General features: G+C 72.0%; 21 protein-coding genes. 6 read left to right on the forward strand and 15 right to left on the reverse strand.

Annotated features, from left to right (window positions below; genetic code table 11):
- Positions 1–52: 52 nt before the first annotated feature.
- Entirely contained in the window at positions 53–925 is an 873-nt protein-coding gene (locus ACP7BP_RS03700; RefSeq protein WP_426242605.1) for a 1,4-dihydroxy-2-naphthoate polyprenyltransferase, read from the forward strand.
- Between the two features lie 96 nt (positions 926–1,021).
- Here ACP7BP_RS03700 and ACP7BP_RS03705 read toward each other — a convergent pair whose 3' ends face one another.
- Together ACP7BP_RS03705 and ACP7BP_RS03710 are read right to left on the reverse strand one after the other, a co-directional pair.
- The gene (locus tag ACP7BP_RS03705) at positions 1,022–1,957 is read right to left on the reverse strand and encodes a hypothetical protein (protein WP_426242607.1); all 936 of its coding nucleotides are present in this window, start codon (positions 1,955–1,957) and stop codon (positions 1,022–1,024) included.
- Between the two features lie 186 nt (positions 1,958–2,143).
- Positions 2,144–2,410 (reverse strand): DUF4229 domain-containing protein, encoded by a 267-nt coding sequence (locus ACP7BP_RS03710; protein WP_426242609.1) that lies wholly within the window; start codon positions 2,408–2,410, stop codon positions 2,144–2,146.
- Between the two features lie 90 nt (positions 2,411–2,500).
- Here ACP7BP_RS03710 and ACP7BP_RS03715 point away from each other — a divergent pair, with 90 nt between their 5' ends.
- A complete protein-coding gene (locus tag ACP7BP_RS03715; RefSeq protein ID WP_426242611.1) occupies positions 2,501–2,719 on the forward strand; it encodes a hypothetical protein in 219 nt (72 codons plus the stop codon).
- Here the strand turns inward: ACP7BP_RS03715 and ccsB are convergent.
- From ccsB to hemL, 6 genes are read right to left on the reverse strand one after another with little or no spacing between them, the layout of a single operon-like run.
- Entirely contained in the window at positions 2,692–3,651 is a 960-nt protein-coding gene (gene ccsB, locus ACP7BP_RS03720) for a c-type cytochrome biogenesis protein CcsB (RefSeq protein WP_426242613.1), read from the reverse strand. The two genes, ACP7BP_RS03715 and ccsB, sit on opposite strands and share 28 nt — an antisense overlap.
- Entirely contained in the window at positions 3,648–5,207 is a 1,560-nt protein-coding gene (resB, locus tag ACP7BP_RS03725; RefSeq protein WP_426242615.1) for a cytochrome c biogenesis protein ResB, read from the reverse strand. The genes ccsB and resB overlap by 4 nt, the downstream gene beginning before the upstream one ends.
- Complete coding sequence (locus ACP7BP_RS03730; protein ID WP_426242617.1) at positions 5,204–5,965, reverse strand: cytochrome c biogenesis CcdA family protein; 762 nt, start codon at positions 5,963–5,965, stop codon at positions 5,204–5,206. Before ACP7BP_RS03730 ends, resB begins: the two co-directional genes overlap by 4 nt.
- The gene (locus tag ACP7BP_RS03735; protein ID WP_426242619.1) at positions 5,958–6,545 is read right to left on the reverse strand and encodes a TlpA family protein disulfide reductase; all 588 of its coding nucleotides are present in this window, start codon (positions 6,543–6,545) and stop codon (positions 5,958–5,960) included. The genes ACP7BP_RS03730 and ACP7BP_RS03735 overlap by 8 nt, the downstream gene beginning before the upstream one ends.
- Positions 6,542–7,228 (reverse strand): histidine phosphatase family protein, encoded by a 687-nt coding sequence (locus ACP7BP_RS03740; protein ID WP_426242621.1) that lies wholly within the window; start codon positions 7,226–7,228, stop codon positions 6,542–6,544. The genes ACP7BP_RS03735 and ACP7BP_RS03740 overlap by 4 nt, the downstream gene beginning before the upstream one ends.
- Entirely contained in the window at positions 7,228–8,562 is a 1,335-nt protein-coding gene (gene hemL, locus ACP7BP_RS03745; protein WP_426242623.1) for a glutamate-1-semialdehyde 2,1-aminomutase, read from the reverse strand. The genes ACP7BP_RS03740 and hemL overlap by 1 nt, the downstream gene beginning before the upstream one ends.
- Positions 8,563–8,791: 229 nt before the next feature.
- On the opposite strand from hemL, the gene ACP7BP_RS03750 reads away from it, so the two are divergent.
- A complete protein-coding gene (locus ACP7BP_RS03750) occupies positions 8,792–10,021 on the forward strand; it encodes a lytic transglycosylase domain-containing protein (RefSeq protein ID WP_426242625.1) in 1,230 nt (409 codons plus the stop codon).
- Between the two features lie 49 nt (positions 10,022–10,070).
- On the opposite strand, the gene hemB is transcribed toward ACP7BP_RS03750, so the two are convergent.
- From hemB to ACP7BP_RS03785, 7 genes are all read right to left on the reverse strand, one after another.
- Positions 10,071–11,084: a porphobilinogen synthase gene (hemB, locus tag ACP7BP_RS03755; protein WP_426242627.1), complete on the reverse strand. Its 1,014-nt coding sequence runs from the start codon at positions 11,082–11,084 to the stop codon at positions 10,071–10,073.
- The gene (locus tag ACP7BP_RS03760) at positions 11,084–12,796 is read right to left on the reverse strand and encodes a uroporphyrinogen-III synthase (protein WP_426242629.1); all 1,713 of its coding nucleotides are present in this window, start codon (positions 12,794–12,796) and stop codon (positions 11,084–11,086) included. Before ACP7BP_RS03760 ends, hemB begins: the two co-directional genes overlap by 1 nt.
- A gap of 13 nt (positions 12,797–12,809) precedes the next feature.
- Positions 12,810–13,814, reverse strand: coding sequence for a hydroxymethylbilane synthase (gene hemC, locus ACP7BP_RS03765; protein ID WP_426242631.1), 1,005 nt, complete (start codon positions 13,812–13,814; stop codon positions 12,810–12,812).
- Positions 13,811–15,121 carry a glutamyl-tRNA reductase gene (locus ACP7BP_RS03770; protein WP_426242633.1) on the reverse strand — a complete coding sequence of 437 codons (1,311 nt, stop codon included), beginning with the start codon at positions 15,119–15,121 and terminating at the stop codon, positions 13,811–13,813. The genes hemC and ACP7BP_RS03770 overlap by 4 nt, the downstream gene beginning before the upstream one ends.
- Positions 15,118–15,789 carry a redox-sensing transcriptional repressor Rex gene (locus ACP7BP_RS03775; protein WP_426242635.1) on the reverse strand — a complete coding sequence of 224 codons (672 nt, stop codon included), beginning with the start codon at positions 15,787–15,789 and terminating at the stop codon, positions 15,118–15,120. The genes ACP7BP_RS03770 and ACP7BP_RS03775 overlap by 4 nt, the downstream gene beginning before the upstream one ends.
- 141 nt (positions 15,790–15,930) lie before the next feature.
- Positions 15,931–16,179 carry a glutaredoxin family protein gene (locus ACP7BP_RS03780; RefSeq protein WP_426242637.1) on the reverse strand — a complete coding sequence of 83 codons (249 nt, stop codon included), beginning with the start codon at positions 16,177–16,179 and terminating at the stop codon, positions 15,931–15,933.
- Positions 16,176–17,720: a class I adenylate-forming enzyme family protein gene (locus ACP7BP_RS03785; protein ID WP_426242638.1), complete on the reverse strand. Its 1,545-nt coding sequence runs from the start codon at positions 17,718–17,720 to the stop codon at positions 16,176–16,178. Before ACP7BP_RS03785 ends, ACP7BP_RS03780 begins: the two co-directional genes overlap by 4 nt.
- A 53-nt stretch (positions 17,721–17,773) precedes the next feature.
- Here ACP7BP_RS03785 and ACP7BP_RS03790 point away from each other — a divergent pair, with 53 nt between their 5' ends.
- The 3 genes from ACP7BP_RS03790 (at position 17,774) to ACP7BP_RS03800 (ending at position 21,078) form a co-directional block, all read left to right on the forward strand.
- Complete coding sequence (locus tag ACP7BP_RS03790) at positions 17,774–18,664, forward strand: HAD family hydrolase (RefSeq protein ID WP_426242640.1); 891 nt, start codon at positions 17,774–17,776, stop codon at positions 18,662–18,664.
- 97 nt (positions 18,665–18,761) lie between these two features.
- Positions 18,762–19,526, forward strand: coding sequence for a sigma-70 family RNA polymerase sigma factor (locus tag ACP7BP_RS03795; RefSeq protein ID WP_426242642.1), 765 nt, complete (start codon positions 18,762–18,764; stop codon positions 19,524–19,526).
- Between the two features lie 127 nt (positions 19,527–19,653).
- Positions 19,654–21,078: a DUF5667 domain-containing protein gene (locus ACP7BP_RS03800; protein WP_426242644.1), complete on the forward strand. Its 1,425-nt coding sequence runs from the start codon at positions 19,654–19,656 to the stop codon at positions 21,076–21,078.
- The last annotated feature ends 3 nt before the right edge of the window (positions 21,079–21,081 follow it).

A 21,081-nucleotide genomic window follows, 5' to 3' on the forward strand; every position in this document is an offset into this window, starting at 1 on the left:
CCGGGCGAAGCCGCCTGCGAAGGCGGCGCCACCCGCCTGATTGGATACCCCGGTGACCACCACCGCCGACTGGATCGCCGGGGCGCGCCCGCGCACCCTGCCCGCCGCGATCGCCCCCGTGCTCGCGGGCACCGGCGTTGCGACGTACACCGACGGGCTGGTGTGGTGGAAGGCGCTGCTCGCCCTGGTCGTCAGCCTGGCCCTGCAGGTGGGCGTCAACTACGCCAACGATTACTCCGACGGGATCCGCGGGACCGACGACGCTCGGGTGGGCCCGATGCGACTCGTCGGATCTGCAGCGGCCACCCCTCGGGCCGTGAAGACCGCGGCCTTCCTGGCCTTCGCGGTCGCCGCCGCCGCGGGCCTGGCGCTCGCCGCCACCACGGCCTGGTGGCTGGTCGCCGTGGGCCTCGCGTGCGTCCTCGCCGCCTGGTTCTATACCGGCGGCTCGAGGCCCTACGGCTACCTCGGCCTCGGCGAGGTCATGGTGTTCGTGTTCTTCGGCCTGGTCGCGGTGGTCGGCACGGCCTACGTCCAGACCGAGGCCTGGCTCTGGCCCGCGCTCTACGCCGGCGTCGGTGTCGGCGCTCTCGCCTGCGCGATCCTGGTGGCCAACAACCTGCGCGACATCCACACCGACGTCGAGGCCGGCAAGCGGACCCTCGCCGTACGCCTCGGAGAGCGGCGCACCCGCTACCTCTACCTGCTGCTCGTCCTCGCCGCCGCCTTCGCGATCGTCGCTATCGCCGCTGCCACGACGTGGTGGGTGCTGGGCGCGCTGGCGTTCCTGGTCATCGTCCTCCCACCCGTGCGCGCCGTGCTCGGCGGCGCCAGCGGCCCCGCACTCATCCCCGTGCTCGCCCAGACCGGCCTCGCCCAGCTGTGGTGGGCCGCGCTCGTGGTGGTGTTCCTGCTGGTGCCGTGAGCGTGCTGTTGGGATACCCGGGTACCCGGGTATCCCGTCGCCTAGCGGGGGTTGCAACCCCCGTGAAGCGTCAGGACGCCCCGCGAAGTTTCGCTGTCATGCTCCCCGAGGAGTACGTCGTGCGAGCAAGCGTCGGATGCGCCCAGCGGTCGTCGCCGGCCGCGCCAGATCCGCCCACGTGATGCGGATGCACACCCACCCAGTCAAGAGGCAGACGCGCTCCTCGCGTCGCTTCTCCCGCATGAGGAACTCATCGAGGGTCTCGCCCTCGAGCCTGAACCTCTGATACTTCTCGCGCCCGTCGAACTCGAGGAACACGCCGTACTGCGGCCAGGCGAAGTCGAGTCGTGCAAAGAGTGCGCCGTGCTCGTCGTACACCTTGACCTGCGGAGTGGGCCGCGGCAGGTGCTGGCCCCAGCACATGAAGAGAGTGCGCGACTCCCCTACAGACTCGATACGTGGGTCAGCCAGGCGCATCACGATCTCGGCGGACAAGCTGTGCGGCCAGAACCGGAGATCCGAGGCGAGTGCCGTGACCTCGTCCACCGTGGTGGCTCCGGCGTTCAACAACCCGTTGACGACGACCAGAGCTGACTCGACGGACGAGACCGTCGTCATCTCGACCGCGACCCGGGACGCCATCGTCACGCGCACATCTCGCAGCTCGACGACGTGATCGTCGGGAAGCACGCCGCAGTGCCTCACGACGTTCGCCTCTCGTCGCCCGGTCTGACCGTCCGTGCGGGTGACGTGCACCTCGAGAAGGTTGGCGTTCCAGACCGGCACTCCCAGCTCGATCGCCGCCGAATGGTGGCTCAGGACCGTCGTGGGGTGCGACGCACGCAGCACAGCCCTGCACAGGACGCGATGCTGGTCGGCGTCCGAGAGCGAGCGCCACATCTCGCCGGAGCAGTAGGCACCGCGGCGCACCCGATGCCACACACCACCACGAACGAGGGCGCGAATGGCACGGTCGCTGTACCCCTCGGCCACTGCCTCGCGCCGTAGGAAGACCGCGTCTGTCAGATCCACGAGATCAGCGTTCATGGGCTCCACCGTGCCCAGATGGCCGTCGCCCGGCACCTGGCCGTCGTCGAACCTGTGGAAAACCTCCACACCAGCCCGAGCTTCACGGGGCGTTCGTGCGCCTTACGAGGGTTGCAACCCCCGTGAAGCGTCGCGATACCCGGGTACCCGGGTATCGCGACCGCAAAGCCCCTACTCCGCGTCCTCGCGCCCCCGGCGCGCCTCGAAGGCGGAGGTGGCGCGCTGCGCGCGCAGCTCGACCCGGCGGGCGAAGGCCTCGCGCTGGCGGTTGAGCAGGAAGTACGACGCGATGCCGGAGACGATGAACGCGAGGACCACCGACCAGACGGCGTTGACGCTGTCCTGGCCGGACACGAGCGACCACACGCCGATCACGACGAGCAGGGACGCGACGAACACGACGAGGCGCATGGCGGTGTAGACGACGAACTCCTTCACCCCACCAGCCTAGGCGGTGCCGCCCACCCCGCGCTCGGTGGAGCCGAAGGGGAGACCCCATCCTCACCAGACACGACATACATTGGTGGGGTGCTGAAGTTCCTGCTGATCGTCTTCATCGTCGCTCTCGCGGTGTACTTGCTGGTCCGCGTGATCGAACGGCGAGGCGTGCAGGGCATGCCCCAGCGCTCACGGAAGCCGCGCAAGCCGCAGCGGCCCGCCTCCCCCGACGACGACCCAGACTTCCTGCGCGACCTCGACCGGAAGAACCGGAAGAAGCGTCAGAGGGACGAACCGGACTCCACCTGAGCCACGACGCTCGAGGGCGGCGAGATCGGCGCCGCGCCCTCGGCGTACGAGTGCTGGGACGTCGTGGAGAAGTAGTTGATCCCGATGAAGTTGAACCACAGCGTGGCCAGCCCGAGCACCGCCACCCACGCGGCGTTGCGGCCGCGCCAGCCCGCGGTGGTGCGGGCGTGCAGGTACGCCGCGTAGACGACCCAGGTGATGAACGCCCAGACCTCCTTGGGGTCCCAGTTCCAGTAGGAGCTCCACGCCTGGTGCGCCCAGATCGGGCCGGTGATCAGCACCGCGAACGTCCACACCGGGAAGCCGAAGGCGTGCATCCGGTAGGAGATGCGGTCCAGCCCACGCAGGTCGGGCACCCGCGCGAGGTAGCCGGTGGCCCGGTCCTGGTGCTTGCTGCGTGACTTCAGCAGGTAGAGCAGCGACGCGATGCCGCCGAGGGTGAACGCACCGGTCGCGACCACCGCCGACACGACGTGGATGACCAGCCACGGCGAGTAGAGCGCCTCGGTCAGCGGGGCGACGGGGTCGTAGAGCCAGATCACGGCGGCCATCAGCACGCTCACGACGAAGCCGACGACGATCGGGGCCATCCACTCCAGCCGGAACCGGCGGTAGAGCACCAGGTAGAAGAGCGCGACGAAGAAGCTGCCCGACACCGTGAACTCGTACATGTTGCCCCAGGGCACCCGGTTGGGGTCGGCGGCCATGCCCCGGCCGACGAGCCCGACGAAGTGCACCGCGACGGCGATCACGGTGAGGAGTACGCCGAGCCGCCCGAGCATCGCGGTCCGGCCGGTCGTCACCTCGGTGTCGGCCGGCAGCCTGCGCAGCGCGGCCCACTGACCGAGGTGGCACAGCAGTGCGAGGAAGTAGACGACGCCGGCGACGGCCACCGCCTGGTTGCTGAGGGTCTCCCAGGACTGGTCGCTCACGCGTCCTCCTTGATGGCTTCCATGATGTCGGTGAGCTCCTCGGCAACGTCGCCACCGTCGGTACGGTCCAGGCCGCCAAGCTGGACCAGTGTCTGCACACCCTCGCGCCGGACACGAATCCAGACCCGCCGCGGGCGGATGAACAGCGAGCCGAGCAGCCCGAGCAGCGCCAGGCTCACCCCCGCCAGGGCGACGAGCTTGCCCGGCGTACGGCTGATCTGGATCTTGTTCCAGCGCTCCAGCTTGTCGAAGGTGACCGACCCGGCGCCGTCCGGCAGCTTCACCGTGTCGCCGATCCTCATGTCGAGCCGGAACATCGACCCGTCGGGCTTGGTGACGAGGTGGGCCCGGGACTTGTCGAGGACGTAGACCGACTGGGCGGCACCGGTGTCCATGCTCAGGTCCCCTGTGTAGACCTGCATCGACAGCAACGGGTCGAGCGCGTCGCCGAAGGCGGAGTAGGGCCCGCCCTGCTTGCCTGGCGTGAACGCGAAGGTGGGGTAGAGCTCGCCCTCCAGCCCGATCTGCGTCGGCCGGGCGTCGGCCGCCCGCACGACCCCGAAGGACTGGAACGTCTGGTCGGTGGGCAGGAACACCGTCGGCCCGCTGTAGGTGACGTCGCCGTTGCCGTCGGTGATCGTGATGACCGGGGCGTAGCCGTGGCCGATCAGGAACACCTCGGTGTCACCGATGCTCAGCGGGTGGTTGACCTTGAGGTCGTAGGTCTTGTCCGGGGCGTCGGGCGACTCGCGGTAGGTCAGGTGCGAGACGAACTTCTGCGCCATCCCCTTGCGTGGCCCGCTCGTCAGCCAGTCGACGTCGAAGTCGGTCACGTCGAACGAGAAGGGCTCCATCCACTCCGGGCGGAACAGGCTGCCCGGCAGGAAGTCGTCGTAGCTGCGCACGTCGTTGGCGAAGCCGTTGCCGACGACGACGATCGTGCCGCCCTTGTAGCCGAACAGGCTGCCCACCCCGAACCCCACGAGCACCACGACGACCGAGATGTGGAACAGCAGGTTCCCTGCCTCGCGCAGGTAGCCCCGCTCGGCGGCCACCACGCCCTCGGCGGCATCGACCCGGAAGCGGCGCTTGCGCAGCACCTTCGCCGCCCGCGCGACCACGTCGTCGACCCCCTCACCCGTCGTGTACGACGCCTGGTGCGGGAGCCGCTCGAGGTGCCGTGGCGCCTTGGGCGGCCGGGCCCGCATGGCCCGCCAGTAGACGAAGGAGCGCGGGATGATGCAGCCGATCAGGGAGATCATCAGGAGCAGGTAGATCGCGGCGAACCACGGGGAGTCGTAGACCGAGAACAGCCCGATCTTCTCGTAGATCGGGGTCAGCGTCGGGTGCGCGTCCTGCCAGCGGGAGGTCTTCAGGGAGTCGACGTCCGACTGCGGGATGACCGACCCGGGCACCGCCGCCAGCGCGAGCAGCAGCAGCAGGATCAGCGCGGTCCGCATGGAGGTGAGCTGGCGCCAGGCCCAGCGCAGGGTCTCCCGCAGGGTCAGCTCACTGGGGCGCCGACCGGGGTCGGCGCCGCGGGCGGGGTCGCTCATACGGGTGCCTCTGTTCCGAGGATGAGGTTGACCTGCAGCCAGGTGACCAGGTCGCCCCACCAGCCGGTGACGAGCAGGATGCCGACGACGACGAGCATGAGGCCCCCGATGCGCATCACCCAGACCTGGTGGCGGCGTACCCACGCGAACGCACCGAGCGCGCGCCGGTAGGCGAGCCCCGCCACGACGAACGGGATGCCGAGCCCCAGCGCGTAGACGCTCGAGAGCAGGGCGCCCCGGCCCGCGGTGGCCTCGTTGATGGAGAGGCTGCTGATCACGCCCAGCGTCGGGCCGATGCACGGTGTCCAGCCGAGGCCGAACAGGATGCCCAGCAGGGGCGCGGCGGCGAGGCCCACCGACGGCACCTGGTGGACCCGCCAGTCGCGCTGCAGCCCCGGCACCAGGCCGGCGAACGCCAGCCCGAGCACGATCGTGAGCGAGCCGAGCACGACGGTGATCTGGCGCTGGTAGTCGATCAGCCAGTAGCCCAGGGCACCCGACAGCGTGCCGATCGCGACGAACACGGCGGAGAAGCCGAGCACGAACAGCACCGAGCCGAGCAGCATCCGGCCGCGGTGCCGGTCCGCCTCACCCCCGGCCAGGTCGGCACCGGAGAGGCCGGTGGCGTAGGAGAGGTAGCCGGGCAGCAGCGGGATCACGCAGGGCGAGAAGAACGAGACGAGGCCGGCGACGAGAGCGACCGGCAGCGCCAGCAGGAGGGAACCGGAGGCCGCCTGCCCGGAGAACCACTCACCCATCTTCGGTGGCCACCTCGTCGACGAGGTCGGTGAGGGTCTGGGTCGAGGGGAGCCGGCCGAGCACGGACGCGGCGACCCGGCCCTTCCGGTCGAGCACCACGGTCGCGGGGATGGAGCGCGGCGTGAGCGTCCGGTAGAAGGCCAGCAGCGCCTTGTTGTCCGGGGAGTAGATCGAGGGGAACTCGATGCCGTTGTTGCGCGCGAAGCTCTGGGCCTGGGCCTGGTTGGAGTCGCGGATGTTGATCCCGAGGTACGACGCGACGTCGGCGGTCTGCTCCGCCGCCGCCACCAGGTCGGGAACCTCGGCCCGGCACGGAGGGCACCACGAGCCCCAGACGTTGATGACCACGACCTTGCCGCGCAGGTCGTCGAGGTCGACCTCGTTGCCGTCGAGGTCGGAGCCGGCGAGCTCGACGGGGTCGCCCCGGTCGGCACGGTCGACCTGGCTGACGGTGCCGTCACCGGTGATGTAGCCCTTGCCGCCGGTGCCGGACACCGACGTGCAGCCGGTCAGTGCCGACAGGAGGCCCAGCAGGAGGGCCAGCAGGACGGCCGGCACCAGCGTGACGGTGCGGGTCATGAGGGACGCTTCGGGTCGGGAGCGCCACCGGCGGAGAAGGGGGCGGACTTGTCCTTGACCGGGATGAGGTCACCGGCCGGCTCGGAGTAGCTGACCTGCGAGAGCGTGTCGCCGGTGAAGTGCAGCGACGTGAGCGAGCAGAGGGTGCACTGGCGGCTGCGCGGGTGGTGCAGGTAGCGACGCTTCTCCACGTGCAGCCGCGTGGTCCAGATCGGCAGCTGGTGCGACACGACGACCGCCTCGTGGCCCCTGGCGGCGTCGCGGGCCGCGTGCACGGCCGCCATCATCCGCGCCGCCATCACGTCGTACGGCTCGCCCCACGACGGCTTGAACGGGTTGTACAGGTGCCGCCACAGCCGGGGCCGCTTGATGATCGTCATCGCGCCCTCGCCGAAGTTGAGCCCCTCGAACCGGTTGACCGACTCGATGACCCGGTCGTCGGTGACGATCGACAGCCCGCGACGCTCGGCGAGGGGTGCGGCCGTCTCCTGCGCCCGCTCCAGCGGGGAGACGCGCAGGTGCACGATGTCGCGGTCGCCGATCGAGTCGGCGATGCGCTGGGCCATCGTGTGGCCCAGGTCGGAGAGGTGGAAGCCCGGGCGACGCCCGTAGAGCACGCCGTCGGGGTTGTGCACCTCGCCGTGCCGGAGCAGGTGCACGATGGTCTTCTCGAGCGTGGCCATCAGCGTCCTTCCTGGGAGGTGACCGCAGCCGCCGCGCGGGCGGCGGCCGGCAGGGCGTCGAGCACCGTCTGCACGGCGCGGTCGTCGTGGGCCGAGGAGAGGAACCACGCCTCGTACGCCGACGGCGGGAGGTAGACCCCCGCGTCGAGCATGGCGTGGAAAAACGCCGCGAACGCCGCGGTGTCCTGGGTGGCGGCGTCGTCGAAGCAGCGCACCGGCGAGCCGGTGAAGAACACCGAGAACATCGTGCCCGCGGCTTGGACGACGTGGGGTACGCCGGCCGCTGCGAGCGCGTCGGAGGCGGCCTGCCGGATCGTCGTGCCGGCGGCGTCGATGTGGGCGTAGACGTCGTCGGTGGCCAGGCGCAGGGTGGCCAGCCCGGCCGTGGTGGCGACGGGGTTCCCCGACAGTGTGCCGGCCTGGTAGACCGGTCCCTCCGGCGAGAGCCGGGACATCACGTCGCGGCGGCCGCCGAACGCGGCGGCCGGGAAGCCTCCGCCCATCACCTTGCCGAAGGTCATCAGGTCGGGGGTCCACCCCTCGTGGGCGCCGTCGAGGCCCCAGCCGCCCTGCCGGGTGGCGCGGAAGCCGGTCATCACCTCGTCGGAGACGAAGAGCGCGCCGGCCTCGCGGCAGGTGAGAGCGAGGAACTCGTTGAACCCCGGCTCGGGCGGCACCACGCCCATGTTGCCGGGCACCGCCTCGGTGATCAGGGCCGCGATGCGCGGGCCGTGCTCGGCGAACGCGGCCTTCACGGCGGCCCGGTCGTTGTAGGGCAGCACGAGCGTCAGCTCCGTCGAGGACGCCGGGACGCCGGGGCTGCCGGGCACCGCGAACTCGTGGTGGGTGGCGACGCCCGACCCGGCCGAGGCCAGCAGCGAGTCGACGTGGCCGTGGTAGCAGCCGGCGAACTTCACGATCACGTCGCGGCCGGTGAAGCCGCGGGCCAGCCGGATCGCCGACATCGTCGCCTCGGTGCCGGAGGAGACGAAGCGCACCGCCTCGACGGGCGTCCGGTCGACGATCTCCTCGGCGAGCTCGACCTCGGGCTCCGTCGGGGTGCCGTACGACGTCCCGCGGGCGACCGCGGCCGAGACCGCCGCCATCACGTCGGGGTGGGCGTGACCCAGCAGCATCGGCCCCCAGGAGCAGATCAGGTCGACGTACTCACGGCCGTCGACGTCGGTCAGCCACGCGCCGCGGGCCGACCGGATGAAGCGCGGTGTGCCCCCCACCGCGTTGAACGCACGCACCGGCGAGTTCACCCCGCCCGGGGTCACCGCACGGGCGCGGTCGAAGAGAGCGGCCGAGGCCGGAGCGGGAGACGGGGTCACCCGTTCATTGTCTCGTAGCACCCCAGGAGCGGGCACGACGGGTGGACGCGCCGCCCCGCTCGGCCTACATTCGAGGTGGCCGGCATTCCCGGCCCCCGCGTTCGGCGTCACGGGCGGGCGAGCACACCGTCTCTCTCGTAACTCCCCGTGACACCATTCGTTGGGTCATCGTCGCCCGCTCGCGCGGGGCGACGACGGGGGACCGCAACACTCGGCATCAGGGGAGCCAATGTCGGCATCACGCTTCGGACGGATCCAGAAGGCCACGGCGATCGTGCCGCTGGCCCTGCTCTCGGCCGCGTGGACGGCGAGCCTGGCCGGGGTGGGCGCGGGCACCGCCTCAGCGGACGGGGAGGGGACCACGCTCCCCGACGGCACCCGGGTGCCCAGCCAGGCCGTCGAGGCCCCGGCCAGCATGTCGGTCCCCGGTGTCGTGGCCCCGGGCATCGGCGGCAGCAGCGCCCGGAGCGTGGTGGCGTCGGCGTCCCCCAGCGGCATCCCCGCGGCGGCGCTGGCGGCCTACCAGCGGGCCGAGGCCGTGATCAACTCCGCCGACAAGAGCTGCCACGTCTCGTGGCAGCTCATCGCGGCGATCGGTCGGGTCGAGTCCGACCACGGCCGCTACGCCGGCAACGTCCTCGACGACAACGGGCTGGCCAAGCCCGGCATCTACGGCGTCCCGCTCAACGGCCGGGGCGACACCCAGGAGATCGGCGACACGGACGCCGGCCAGTACGACAACGACACGACCTTCGACCGCGCGGTCGGCCCGATGCAGTTCATCCCGTCCACTTGGGCCGTGGTGGGCGTCGACGGTGACAGCGACGGCAAGCGCAACCCTCAGGACATCGACGACGCGGCGCTCGCGACCGCGGTCTATCTCTGCTCGGGCGACGAGGACCTCTCCGGCGAGGCCGGTCAGCGGGCCACCGTCTACCGCTACAACCACAGCAACGACTACGTCGACCTGGTGCTGTCGATCATGCACGCCTACCTCGACGGCGACTACCTCTCCCTGCCCAACACGACGACGGCCGCGCGCGTGTTCCTGCCCGACACCACCGGCCCCGGCGGCCGGGGCAGGGGCGGTACGGGAGACGGCAGGAGCGGCGCGGACCGGGACGGCAAGGACAAGGACAAGGGCGACAAGGGAGACCGGGGCGACGGCCGCGACGACCCGACCGCGCCTCCCACCGCCCCACCGACCAAGCCGCCCGCCGACCCGCCGACGAACCCGCCCACCAAGGACCCCGGCAACCCGCCGACCAAGGTGCCCACCAACCCGCCCACGGTGAGCGTGCCGACTGTCCTGCCGACCGACCTGCCCACGCTCACGGTGCCCTCGGTCGGGCCGGTCCTGACCTACGCCCAGGCCCAGGCCCAGTGCATCGCCTCGGGCATCTCGGTGCTCAACGTCCAGGCGCTGACCACCTGCATCAACAACCTGCTCCACCCCTGACGGCTCGGCAGGCGCGCCGCTTTGGCCCCCGTCGGGCCGGGGGTGCGGCTCAGCGAGCGAGCAGCCGGGCGGCCTCGGCGGCCCAGTAGGTCAGCACCACGTCGGCGCCTGCGCGCCGGATCGACGTGAGCGTCTCGAGGATCGCCGCCTCCCGGTCGATCCAGCCGTTCGCCGCGGCCGCCTCGACCATGGCGTACTCACCCGAGACGTTGTAGGCCGCGACCGGCACGTCGACCGCGTCGCGCACCATCCGGATGACGTCGAGATAGGCCAGGGCGGGCTTGACCATGACGATGTCGGCGCCCTGGTCGATGTCGAGCAGGGCCTCGCGCACGCCTTCGAGGGCGTTGGCGGGATCCTGCTGGTAGGTGCGCCGGTCACCGTCGAGGGACGAGTCGACGGCCTCGCGGAAGGGACCGAAGTAGGCGGAGGCGTACTTCGCGGAGTAGGCGAGGATCGAGACGTCGGCGTGCTCGACGCTGTCGAGAGCGGAGCGCACCACCTCGACCTGACCGTCCATCATGCCGCTGGGTCCGACCATGTCGACGCCGGCACTCGCCTGCGCGACAGCCATCCGGGCATAGGCCTCGAGGGTCCGGTCGTTGTCGACCTGGCCGTCGACGGTGAGCAGCCCGCAGTGGCCGTGGTCGGTGAACTCGTCGAGGCACAGGTCGCTCATGACCGTGAGCCCGTCGCCCACCTCGGCGACGACGTCGGTGATGGCGAGGTTGAGGACGCCGGCCGGGTCGATCGCGCCAGACCCGACGGCGTCCTTGTGCTCGGGGATGCCGAAGAGCATCACGCCGCCCAGCCCCAGCTCGGCCGCCTCGGCCGCGGCCCGGAGCAGCGAGCTGCGGGAGTGCTGCACGACGCCGGGCATCGAGCTGACCGGTCGGGGCTCCGAGAGCCCCTCGCGGATGAACAGCGGCAGCACCAGCTGGCGGGCCTCGAGCGACGTCTCGGCCACCATCCGCCGCAGCGACGGCGTACGGCGCAGGCGGCGTGGCCGGATCACCGGGCCGGTGGTCACCGGCTCGATGTCGGGCGCTCCCCCGGCGGCCACTACTTCGAGCTGACCTTCCGGCGGCCCGAGGGCTTTCGCTCGGACGGCCGCGTGACCGGCTGGCCGGCGTCCAGCATCGCCAGGCGTCGGGCCGAGCCGAAGTCGGCGAGCGCGTCGACCAGCTCGTGCACGTCGGGCCGTGGCGCGAGCACGTCGACCCGCAGCCCGTGCTCCTCGGCCGTCTTGGCGGTGGCGGGCCCGATGACCGCGATGATCGTCGACGGGTGCGGCTTGCCGGCAATGCCGACCAGGTTGCGCACCGTGCTCGACGAGGTGAAGACCACGGCGTCGAACTTGCCGGTCTTGATCGCGTCCCGCGTCGGCGCCGGCGGCGGGGTGGCCCGCACCGTGCGGTAGGCCGTGACGTCGTCGCACTCCCAGCCCAGGTCGATGAGACCGGCGACCAGGGTCTCGGTGGCGATGTCGGCGCGCGGCAGGAAGACCCGGTTGATGGGATCGAGCAGGTCGTCGTACTCCGGCCAGTCGGCCAGCAGGCCGGCGGCGGACTGCTCGCCGGACGGCATCAGGTCGGCCCGCAGGCCCCACCCGGCGATCGCCTCGGCGGTCTTGTCACCGACAGCGGCGATCTTGAGCCCGGAGAAGGCGCGGGCGTCGAGGCCGTACTCCTCGAACTTCTCGCGGACAGCCTTGACGGCGTTGACCGACGTGAACGCGATCCACTCGTAGCGGCCCTCGACCAGGCCGCGCACGGCCTTGTCCATCTGGAGCGGGTTGCGGGGCGGCTCGACCGAGATGGTCGGGACCTCCTCGGGCACGGCGCCGTAGCCCCGCAGGCGGGTGGAGACGGTGCCGGCCTGCTCCTTGGTGCGGGGCACCAGTACGCGCCAGCCGAAGAGCGGCTTGGTCTCGAACCACGACAGCGTCTGGCGCAGGTCGACGACGTCGCCGACCACGATGATCGCCGGCGGGGCGACGCGAGCGGCTCGCACGTCGGCGGCCACCTGCTCGAGCGTGGAGACCAGCGTGGTCTGCTCGGTGGTGGTGCCGACCCGGGTGACGGCGACCGGGGTCTGCGGCGAGCGACCGGCGGTGACGAGCGCGGCGGCGGTCTCGCCGATGCAGCCGACGCCCGAGAGCAGCACGAGCGTTCGCTCGTCGGCGTACTGGCTCCAGTCGACGGGTCCGCCGCAGGTCACCACCGCGATCTCGCGGTTGGTCTTGGTCGTCAGCGGGATGCCGGCGTACGCCGGGACCGCCGAGACCGACGAGACGCCGGGCACGATCTCGAAGCCGATGCCGGCCTTGACGCAGGCCTGCGCCTCTTCGGGGCCGGAGGAGTAGAGGAACGGGTCGCCGGTCATCAGGCGCACCACGCGGGACCTCTTGCCGTGCCTGACGACGACCTTCGACCGGTTGGCGTGGGTGAGCGGCTGCCCGTCGTCGCCGAAGCCGCCGTCGACGAACTCCGGGCCGGCCGGTGGCTCACCAACAGGCTGGACGGCTGGCTGGCCGTCGGCCTCAGGGTCGGTGTCGGCCGGTGCAGGCAGGCCGAGCAGCGTGCGCACCATCTGCTCGTGCTCGGGGGCCTCGGTGACGACCACCTCGGCCTCGCGCAGGAGCTCGACGGCGCGCACCGTCAACAGACCGGGGTCACCGGGGCCAGCGCCGACGAACGCCACCCAGCCACGAGTGCTGGTGGTCTTGTCGTTCGTGCCGGACTTGGCGGGAGCGGTGGTCTTGCCTCGAGTCATGCGTGCTGCTTCCTCACTGTGCCTTCATTGCTTCGGGCGTTGAACCGGGCGCTGCTTCGGGCGTTGGATCGGGCGCTGCTTGGGGCGCTGCTGGTGCCATCAGGGCTGCTGCTCCGTCGGCGAGCATCTCGCCCGCCAGTCGGGAGCCGACGCCCACCGCGTCCTCGGGTGCACCGGTCGCGCTCATCCGGACCGACAACCCACCGTCGAGGGACAGGGCGATCGCCCGGACCCACAGCTCGTCCCCGTCCTCGCCTTCGACGACCTCGGCCAAGGCTCCCAGCGGTGCAGAGCACCCGGCCTCGAGTGCTGCCAGCACGGCCCGCTCGGCCTCGATGGCAACCCTCGTGTGGGGATCGTCCAACGTCGCGAGCGCTTCCACCAATTCGGCGGCGTCGGCGCGGCACTCGACGGCGAGCGCGCCCTGGCCCGGAGCGGGCAGCATCTGGAGCGGGTCGAGGACCTCGGTGACTTCGTCGAGACGGCCCAGGCGAGCGAGGCCGGCACGGGCCAGGACGACGGCGTCGTACGTCCCGTCGGTGACCTTGCGGATGCGGGTGTCGACGTTGCCGCGGATGCCCACGACGTCGAGCCCGAGGCCGAGCGCGTGGAGCTGGGCGGCCCGACGAGGGCTGCCGGTGCCGACGCGCGAGCCGGGGGGCAGCTCGCCCAGGGTGAGCCCGTCGCGGGCGACGACGACGTCGCGCGGGTCCTCGCGGGCGGGGACGGCGGCCAGTGCGATGCCTGCTGCCGGCCCGGTCGGGAGATCCTTGAGCGAGTGGACGGCGAGGTCGACCTCGCCTGCGAGCAGGGCCTCGCGCAGCGCGCTGACGAAGACGCCGGTGCCCCCGAGCTGGGCCAGCGGCGCGCCGGTGCGGTCTCCCTCGGTGCTGACCTCGACGAGCTCCACCTCACGGCCGAGCCGCTCGCGGACCATCGCGGCCACCAGGCCGGACTGGGTGGTCGCCAGGGTCGAGGCCCGGGTGCCCAGACGCAGGGGCACAGGGGGGATGGTCATCGCTCGCCCTCCCCGCGCTCGACGCCGGCGCGCGTGACCGCCTCGACCGCGTCGGGATCGAGCGAGAAGAGCTCGGCGAGCGCGGCGGCGTAGGACACCGCCCCGGTCTCGTTGGCCAGCTCCTTGACGCGGACGGTCGGCTGGTGGAGCAGCTTGTCGGCGACCCGGCGCAGGGTCTGCAGGACCTCCGCCCGGATGCCGGGGTCGAGGTCGGCGAGCCGGGCGTCGAGGCGCGCCATCTCGGTGTCGACGACCCCGGTGGCCATCGAGCGCAGCGCCACGACGGTCGGGGTGACCTGCGACTGCCGGCGAGCGGAGAGGAAGGCCGAGATCTCCTGCGCGACGATCTCGCGGACGCCGGCCACGTCCTTGGCGGCCGGCACGTCGCGCAGCTGGTCGGCGAGCATGGCCAGGTCGGTGAGGCGGACGTTCGGCAGCTCCGTGACCGCCGGGTCGACGTCGTGAGGCAGGGCCAGGTCGATGATCTCGAGCGGCTCGTCGCGGCCGCCGCGGGCGGCCTCGACCGTCGCCTTGGTGACGAGGAGGCCCGAGGCGCCGGTGCAGGTGATGAGTACGTCGGCCTCGGCCAGCGCGCCGGACAGTGACTCCAGCGGCAGCGACCGGGCGGCGTACTCCCGGGCGAGCCGGTCGGCCTTCTCGCTGGAACGGTTCACGACGGTGATCGACGCGGCCCCCAGACGCGAGACGGTGGCGGTGGCGAGCGACGCCATCGCCCCGGCCCCGACGACCACGACGTGCGCGCCGGCGACGCCTCCGCGCACACCGGTGGCGTGGTCGAGGGCCGCCGTCACCAGCGACGGAGCGGCACCGTCGATGTCGGTCTCGGCGTGGGTGCGCTTGCCGACGCGCAGCGCCTGCTGGAAGAGCAGGTTGAGGGCCGGGCCGAGAGTGCCGAGCTCCTGGCCGGCACGCAGCGCCTCACGTGCCTGCCCGAGGATCTGGCCCTCGCCGACGACCATCGAGTCGAGGCCGGCGGCGACGTGGAACAGGTGCGAGACGGCACCGTCGTCGTAGTGGACGTAGAGGTGCGGCACCAACGACTCGGTCGGCTCGTCGGCGCGGTCGACGATGAGCCGGCTGACCTCCTCGACGCTGCCGTGGAAGCGGTCGACGTCGGCATAGATCTCGAGGCGGTTGCACGTCGCGATGACGGCTGCCTCGCTCACGTGCTCGCTCGCCGCCGCGTCGAGCGCGAGCTTGCGGGCGCCGTCGGCGTCGAGCGCCAGCCGCTCCAGCAGCGCGACCGGGGCGGTCTTGTGGGAGATGCCCACCACGAGCACGCTCATGCGATCACCTCGGCGGCCGATGACTTGCGCTGCTCGTGGTAGGCCAAGATCTGCAGCTCGATGGACAGGTCGACCTTGCGTACGTCGACACCGTCGGGCACCGAGATGACCCCGGGCGCGAAGTTGAGGATGCTGGTGATGCCGGCCGCGACCATCCGGTCGGCGACGTCCTGGGCGGCGATCGCGGGAGTGGCGATGACCCCGATGGCGACGTCCTGCTCGGCCACGATCTGCTCGAGGTCGTCGAACGGGCGGACGTCGACGCCCGCGACGACCTCCTCGTGCCGGCTCGGGTCGGCGTCGAGCAGCGCCACGACGCGGAAGCCGCGGCTGCGGAAGCCGGAGTAGTTGGCCAGCGCGTGGCCCAGGTTGCCGATGCCGACGATGACGACGGGCCAGTCCTGGGTCACCCCGATCTCGCGGGCGATCTGGTAGCGCAGGTACTCCACGTCGTACCCAACACCACGGGTGCCGTAGGAGCCCAGGTAGGAGAGGTCCTTGCGGAGCTTGGCGCTGTTGACGCCCGCGGCCTGGGCGAGCTCCTCGCTGGAGCAGGTGGCCGTGCCGGTGTCGACGAGCGTGGTCAGGGCACGGAGGTAGACCGGCAGTCGCGCGACCGTCGCCTCGGGGATGTCCCGGGCCGGGTCGGCGGAGTTCCGTGCGCTCACTGGTGCTTCTTTCCAGCAGACCGATCCCGGACTAGCGACGGTCCGTTTCAGGTCGGTCGGCGCATTCACTGTAGGAGTTTGTGAACGTGAGAACAAACTGAGCGGGCCGCGTGTGACCAGACCCACCCCGACCCCTCGGGGCTACCCCCGGTCGGTGGCCAGGGCGGCGCGGAGGCGAGCGGGGTCGACGCGCCAGAAGTCGTGCTGGCGGCCGTCGACGAAGGTCACCGGGACCTCCTCGCCGAAACGGTCCTGGAGAGCCGCGTCGGTGTCGACGTCGACCTCGTCGAACTCCTCGCCGAGCTCCGCGCAGACCGCGGCGACGACGGCCCTGGCCTCGTCGCAGAGGTGGCAGCCGTCGCGGCCGTAGAGGGTGACCCGGGCGGTCACTCGAGCAGGCCGTGCGCGCGGCGGCGCTCGAGGCCCCGCAGCCGCCCCTTCTGCACCTTGCCGGTGACGGTCAGCGGCAGCTCGTCGACGACCTCGATCCGGGCCGGCTGCTTGAACCGCGCCAGCCGCGTGCCGACGTGGGCTCGGACGGCCTCGGCGACGTCGGCCGACGGCGTCGCGGGTACGACGTAGGCGATCACCGCCTCGCCGGTGCTCTCGTCGGGGGCGCCGATCACCGCCGCGTCGGCGACCGCGGGCACCTCGCGGATGACGTCCTCGACCTCGGAGGGGTAGACGTTGAACCCGGAGACGATGACGAGCTCCTTGAGGCGGTCGACCAGGAACAGGTCGCCGGTGGCGTCGAGGAAGCCGACGTCCCCCGTCGCCCACCAGCCGTCGGCGTCGGGGCCGCCGGCGCCGTCGGGCCAGTAGCCGCTGAAGAGGTTGTCGCCGCGGATCGAGATCTCGCCCGGGTCCTCACCGGCCGGCGTCGCGCCGCGGTCGTCGACCAGCCGGATGTCGATGCCGGGCAGGGCCGCACCGACCGAGCCCGGCTGCGCCACCTGGCTGCACAGGGTGCTGGTGACGACCGGTGCCGCCTCGGTGAGGCCGTACCCCTGGTGGATGTCGATGCCCGACGTCGCCTTGAACCGCTCGATGACCTCCGAGCTCAGCGGGGCCGAGCCCGAGAGCATCAGGCGGACCGGACCGAGCCGCTCGGCGAGCCGCTCGACCTGCAGCCAGTGCGCGAACACCGGCGGCGCGACCGGGACGACCGAGCAGGCCTCGTCCTCGATGAGGTAGAGCGTGCTCTGCGGGTCGTAGCGGTCGACCAGCAGCAGCTTGGCGCGGTGACGCAGCACTCCGCCGAGCACCGCGTTGAGGCCGTAGACGTGGAAGAGCGGCAGCACGCCCAGCACCACGTCGTCGCCGTGGATCATCGGCGGCTCGACCCGGGCCACCTGGTCGATGTTGGCCAGCAGCGCCCGATGGGTCAGCATCGCCCCGCGCGGGCGTCCGGACGTGCCGCTCGTGTAGAGGAGCGCGGCCAGCTTCTCCGGGTCGCGCAGCGGAGGCACCGCCCTGGCCTCGGGCGCCAACAGGTCGTCGTACGACGTCTCGCCCTCGGTCGTGGCGACGCCGACGAGCACGACGTGGGGCCGGGACGGCAGCCGCGACGCGGCCTCGCGCACGGTCTCGGCGGTGTCGGCGTCGGCGATCACGACCCGGGACCCGGAGTCCGCGAGCATCCGCTCGAGCTCGTCGGCCGTGGACCGCGGATTGACCGGTACGGCGACCGCCTGGGCCCGCAGCACCCCGAGATAGGACGTCACGAACTCGAGGCGGTTGCCCAGCACGACCATGACTCGGGACCCGGCGAGCGCGCCGAGGTGACCGAGGCCGGTCGCGAGCCGCGCCACCTCGTCCTCCAGCGCCTCCCAGGTGAGGGACCGCCCACCGGCCTCGACGACGGCCAGCCGCTCAGGACACTCGTCACAGGCGAGCGCCACGAGCTCTGAGACGTCGGTGATGCGCGGCATGAGGTGATACTTCCACACCCGAGGGGCCCCCGATCTGGCCCTAGGCTGTGGCCGTGAGCCCGCCCGAGAAGCCGCGACGCGCGTCCAACCTGCAGCGCCGATCGAAGCTCGCCGGCGAGGCCGCAGCCGCCGCGGCGGAGGTGGAGACGGCCCTCGACCACCCCGTCGACACCGACAGCGCCGCCTTCTTCGACGTCGACAACACCGTCATGCAGGGTGCGAGCATCTTCCACCTGGCCCGTGGCCTGCACCGCCGCGAGTTCTTCACGACGCGCGAGATCCTGGGTGCGGCCTGGAAGCAGGCCTACTTCCGCATCGTCGGCGTCGAGGACCCCGAGCACGTCGCCGACGCGCGCAGCTCGGCGCTGAGCTTCATCGCCGGCCACACCGTCACCGAGCTCGAGGAGCTGGGCGAGGAGATCTTCGACGAGGCGATGGCCCACCGCATCTGGCCGGGCACCCGCGCCCTCGCGCAGCTGCACCTCGACGAGGGGCAGCGGGTCTGGCTGGTGACCGCGGCCCCCATCGAGATCGCCCAGATCATCGCCCGACGCCTCGGCCTCACCGGGGCGATGGGCACCGTCGCCGAGCACGAGAACGGCGTCTACACCGGCCGCCTCGTGGGCGAGATGCTCCACGGGCCCGCCAAGGCCGAGGCGGTCAAGGCACTGGCCGCCCGAGAGGGCCTGGACCTGGCGCGCTGCTCGGCGTACTCCGACTCGGCCAACGACCTGCCCATGCTCTCGCTCGTCGGCGACCCGGTCGCGATCAACCCCGACGCCACGCTTCGCGCGCACGCCCGCCAGCAGGGCTGGCGCATCCGCGACTACCGCACCGGGCGCAAGGCCGCGCGTGCCGGGCTGATGGCCGCCGCGCTCGCCGGCGCCGCGGCGGGCACCGTCGCCGCGGGCATGGCGCTCAAGGAGCGGCGCGGGCACTCCTGAGCCTTCCGGGCGAATCTGCGCCGAAACGGTTCACATCGAGCGCAAGCCCCCCTACTCTTGGGTGGGCCGTGGGGGACGGCCGTGGGAGGACGTACACATGCTGGGAGAGCACGATCTTGCGCGTGGTCTCGACGCGCTTCGATGGGCCGTCCTCGCCGTCAGCAGTCCCCGGCTCTCGCCGGCCGGGCCGTCCATCCTGTACGCCGAGGCGGCGATGCCGTCCGAGCGCGAGCCGGCTCTCGCCGGCGGCAGCGGACCGGGCGGCTTCGGCGACGCCGACCTCGCCGCGTCCTCCGAGGAGTCCGAGGCCGACCGCACCCGGCTGATCGCCCTGGTCGAGCTGGCGCGCACCGGTGACAAGGAGGCGTTCGGCCTCCTCTTCGACCACTACCACCCGTCGGTGCACCGCTTCCTCTACTACCGGACGCGCTCGGTGACCCTCGCCGACGACCTCGCCTCCGAGACGTTCTTCCGGGCGCTGCGCGCCATGAACGGCTTCCGTTGGCAGGGCAAGGACTTCGGCGCGTGGCTGATGACCATCGCGCGCAACCTCGCCACCGACCACTTCAAGTCCGGACGCACCCGGCTGGAGATGACGACCGACGACATGGCCGCCCATGACGACGTCACCGACGGCCCCGAGGACGAGGTGCTCGCCGGGCTCACCAACGAGGTCCTGCTGCGCGCCCTCAAGGACCTGCCCGCCGAGCAGCGCGACTGCCTGGTGATGAGGTTCCTCCAGGGCTTCTCGATCGCCGAGACCGCGGCGGTCCTCGAGCGCAGCGAGGGCGCCGTCAAGCAGCTCCAGCTGCGCGGCGTACGCAACCTGGCCAAGCGCCTGCCCGAGGAGGTGCTGTCCTGATGCGAGCAGCGGTCTGGACGTCCCGTCCCCTCTGCGTAACCTCCGAGGACCACCCGTCGTTGGATCGGTCGAACGCACTTTCGGACGATCGAGCCGGAAGCCAGGCAGCTCAGCGAGGACGGCGGCGATGACACTTGTCTTCACTGCCCGTCGGCAGGCCGAGGAGTTCGAGAGCGCCTTGTCGGGGAGCCTCGACCTCTCGAGCGTGACCGGGCGCGACGCGGCCGCTCTCGCGCCCCTGCTCGAGCTCGTCGGCCAGATCCGCGCGGTCGCTCCACCGACCCCGCGTGCCGACTATGTCGCCGACCTGCGGGCCCGGCTGATGGCCGAGGCCGACTCGGTGCTGGTGCAGGTCGAAACGGCCTCCGAGGCCCGACTAAGGCTCCCGGCCCCAGCCACCGGCGTACGCCGCCGCCAGCGCCGCATCGCGGCCGTGCTCGGCGGAGCGGCGTTGGTCGGCGCCACCGCCTCGGTGGCCGTGGCAGCCCAGGGCGCGCTGCCGGGCGAGACGCTCTACCCGGTCAAGCGGGCGATCGAGGACGTCCGCACCGACGTGACCATGGACGACCGGTCGAAGGCCTCCATGCTGCTCGCGAACGCCACGGACCGCCTCGAGGAGGTCGACCAGGTCGCACGCGACGGCAGTCCCAGCGGGGTCGCCGCGCTGCCGGGCGCGCTCGACACCTTCTCCAGCCAGGCCACCCAGGCGGGCGACCTGCTGCTCGACGACTACCGACGCACGGGCCGCGAGCGCTCCGTCACCGAGCTGCGCGACTTCAACGGCACCAGCATGACCATGCTCGCGCGGGTCGAGGAGATCCTGCCCGCCGGCTCCCGCGACGAGCTGGTGCAGGCCGCCCGCACCCTCGCCGCGCTGGACGCCCGGGCCGCCACGGCGTGCCCGACCTGCGACGGTGCCGGCGTCTCCGAGATCCCCACGGTGCTGGCCTCCGCCGGGATCTCGGGTGCGGTGAGCCTGCCGGCCTCCCTGCCCGGCAGCGAGCCGCCCCGGCCCACCGACGTCCCCGGCGGCGACGCCGCCGACGGCGGCCGGCACACCGGCGACCGGGGGGACACCGGAGCCACGGACACCTCAGACACCGGCGACACGGGCGACACGGGCGACCCGCGGGTCGACACCGGCGACATCGGGGACAAGACCGGTGACACCGGTGACACCGGTGACACCGGTGACAAGGGACGCGACACGGGTGACAAGACCGGCACCCCACCGGTGCCGAACCCACCCGCGCCGCCACCCACGCAGCCGCCCGGCAGCACCACGGACATCGGCAAGGACACCGCCGACACCGCGACCGACGTGATCGACACCATCACCGGCCCCCTGACCGGCACCGGCACCAACGACGGCGGGGTCGTCGGTGGCGTGGTCGACGGCGTCGAGGACGTCCTCCAGGGCACCGGCGAGGTTGTCGACGGCACGCTCGGCGGGCTCTCCGGCACCCTCGGTGGCATCACGGGCGGGCTCGGCAATCTCACAGGCGGGCTCACAGGCGGGCTCACGGGCGGTCTCGGCGGCCGGCACCCCTGATCA

The organism is Nocardioides sp. LHG3406-4, assembly GCF_049897745.1.
Lineage (GTDB): Bacteria > Actinomycetota > Actinomycetes > Propionibacteriales > Nocardioidaceae > Nocardioides.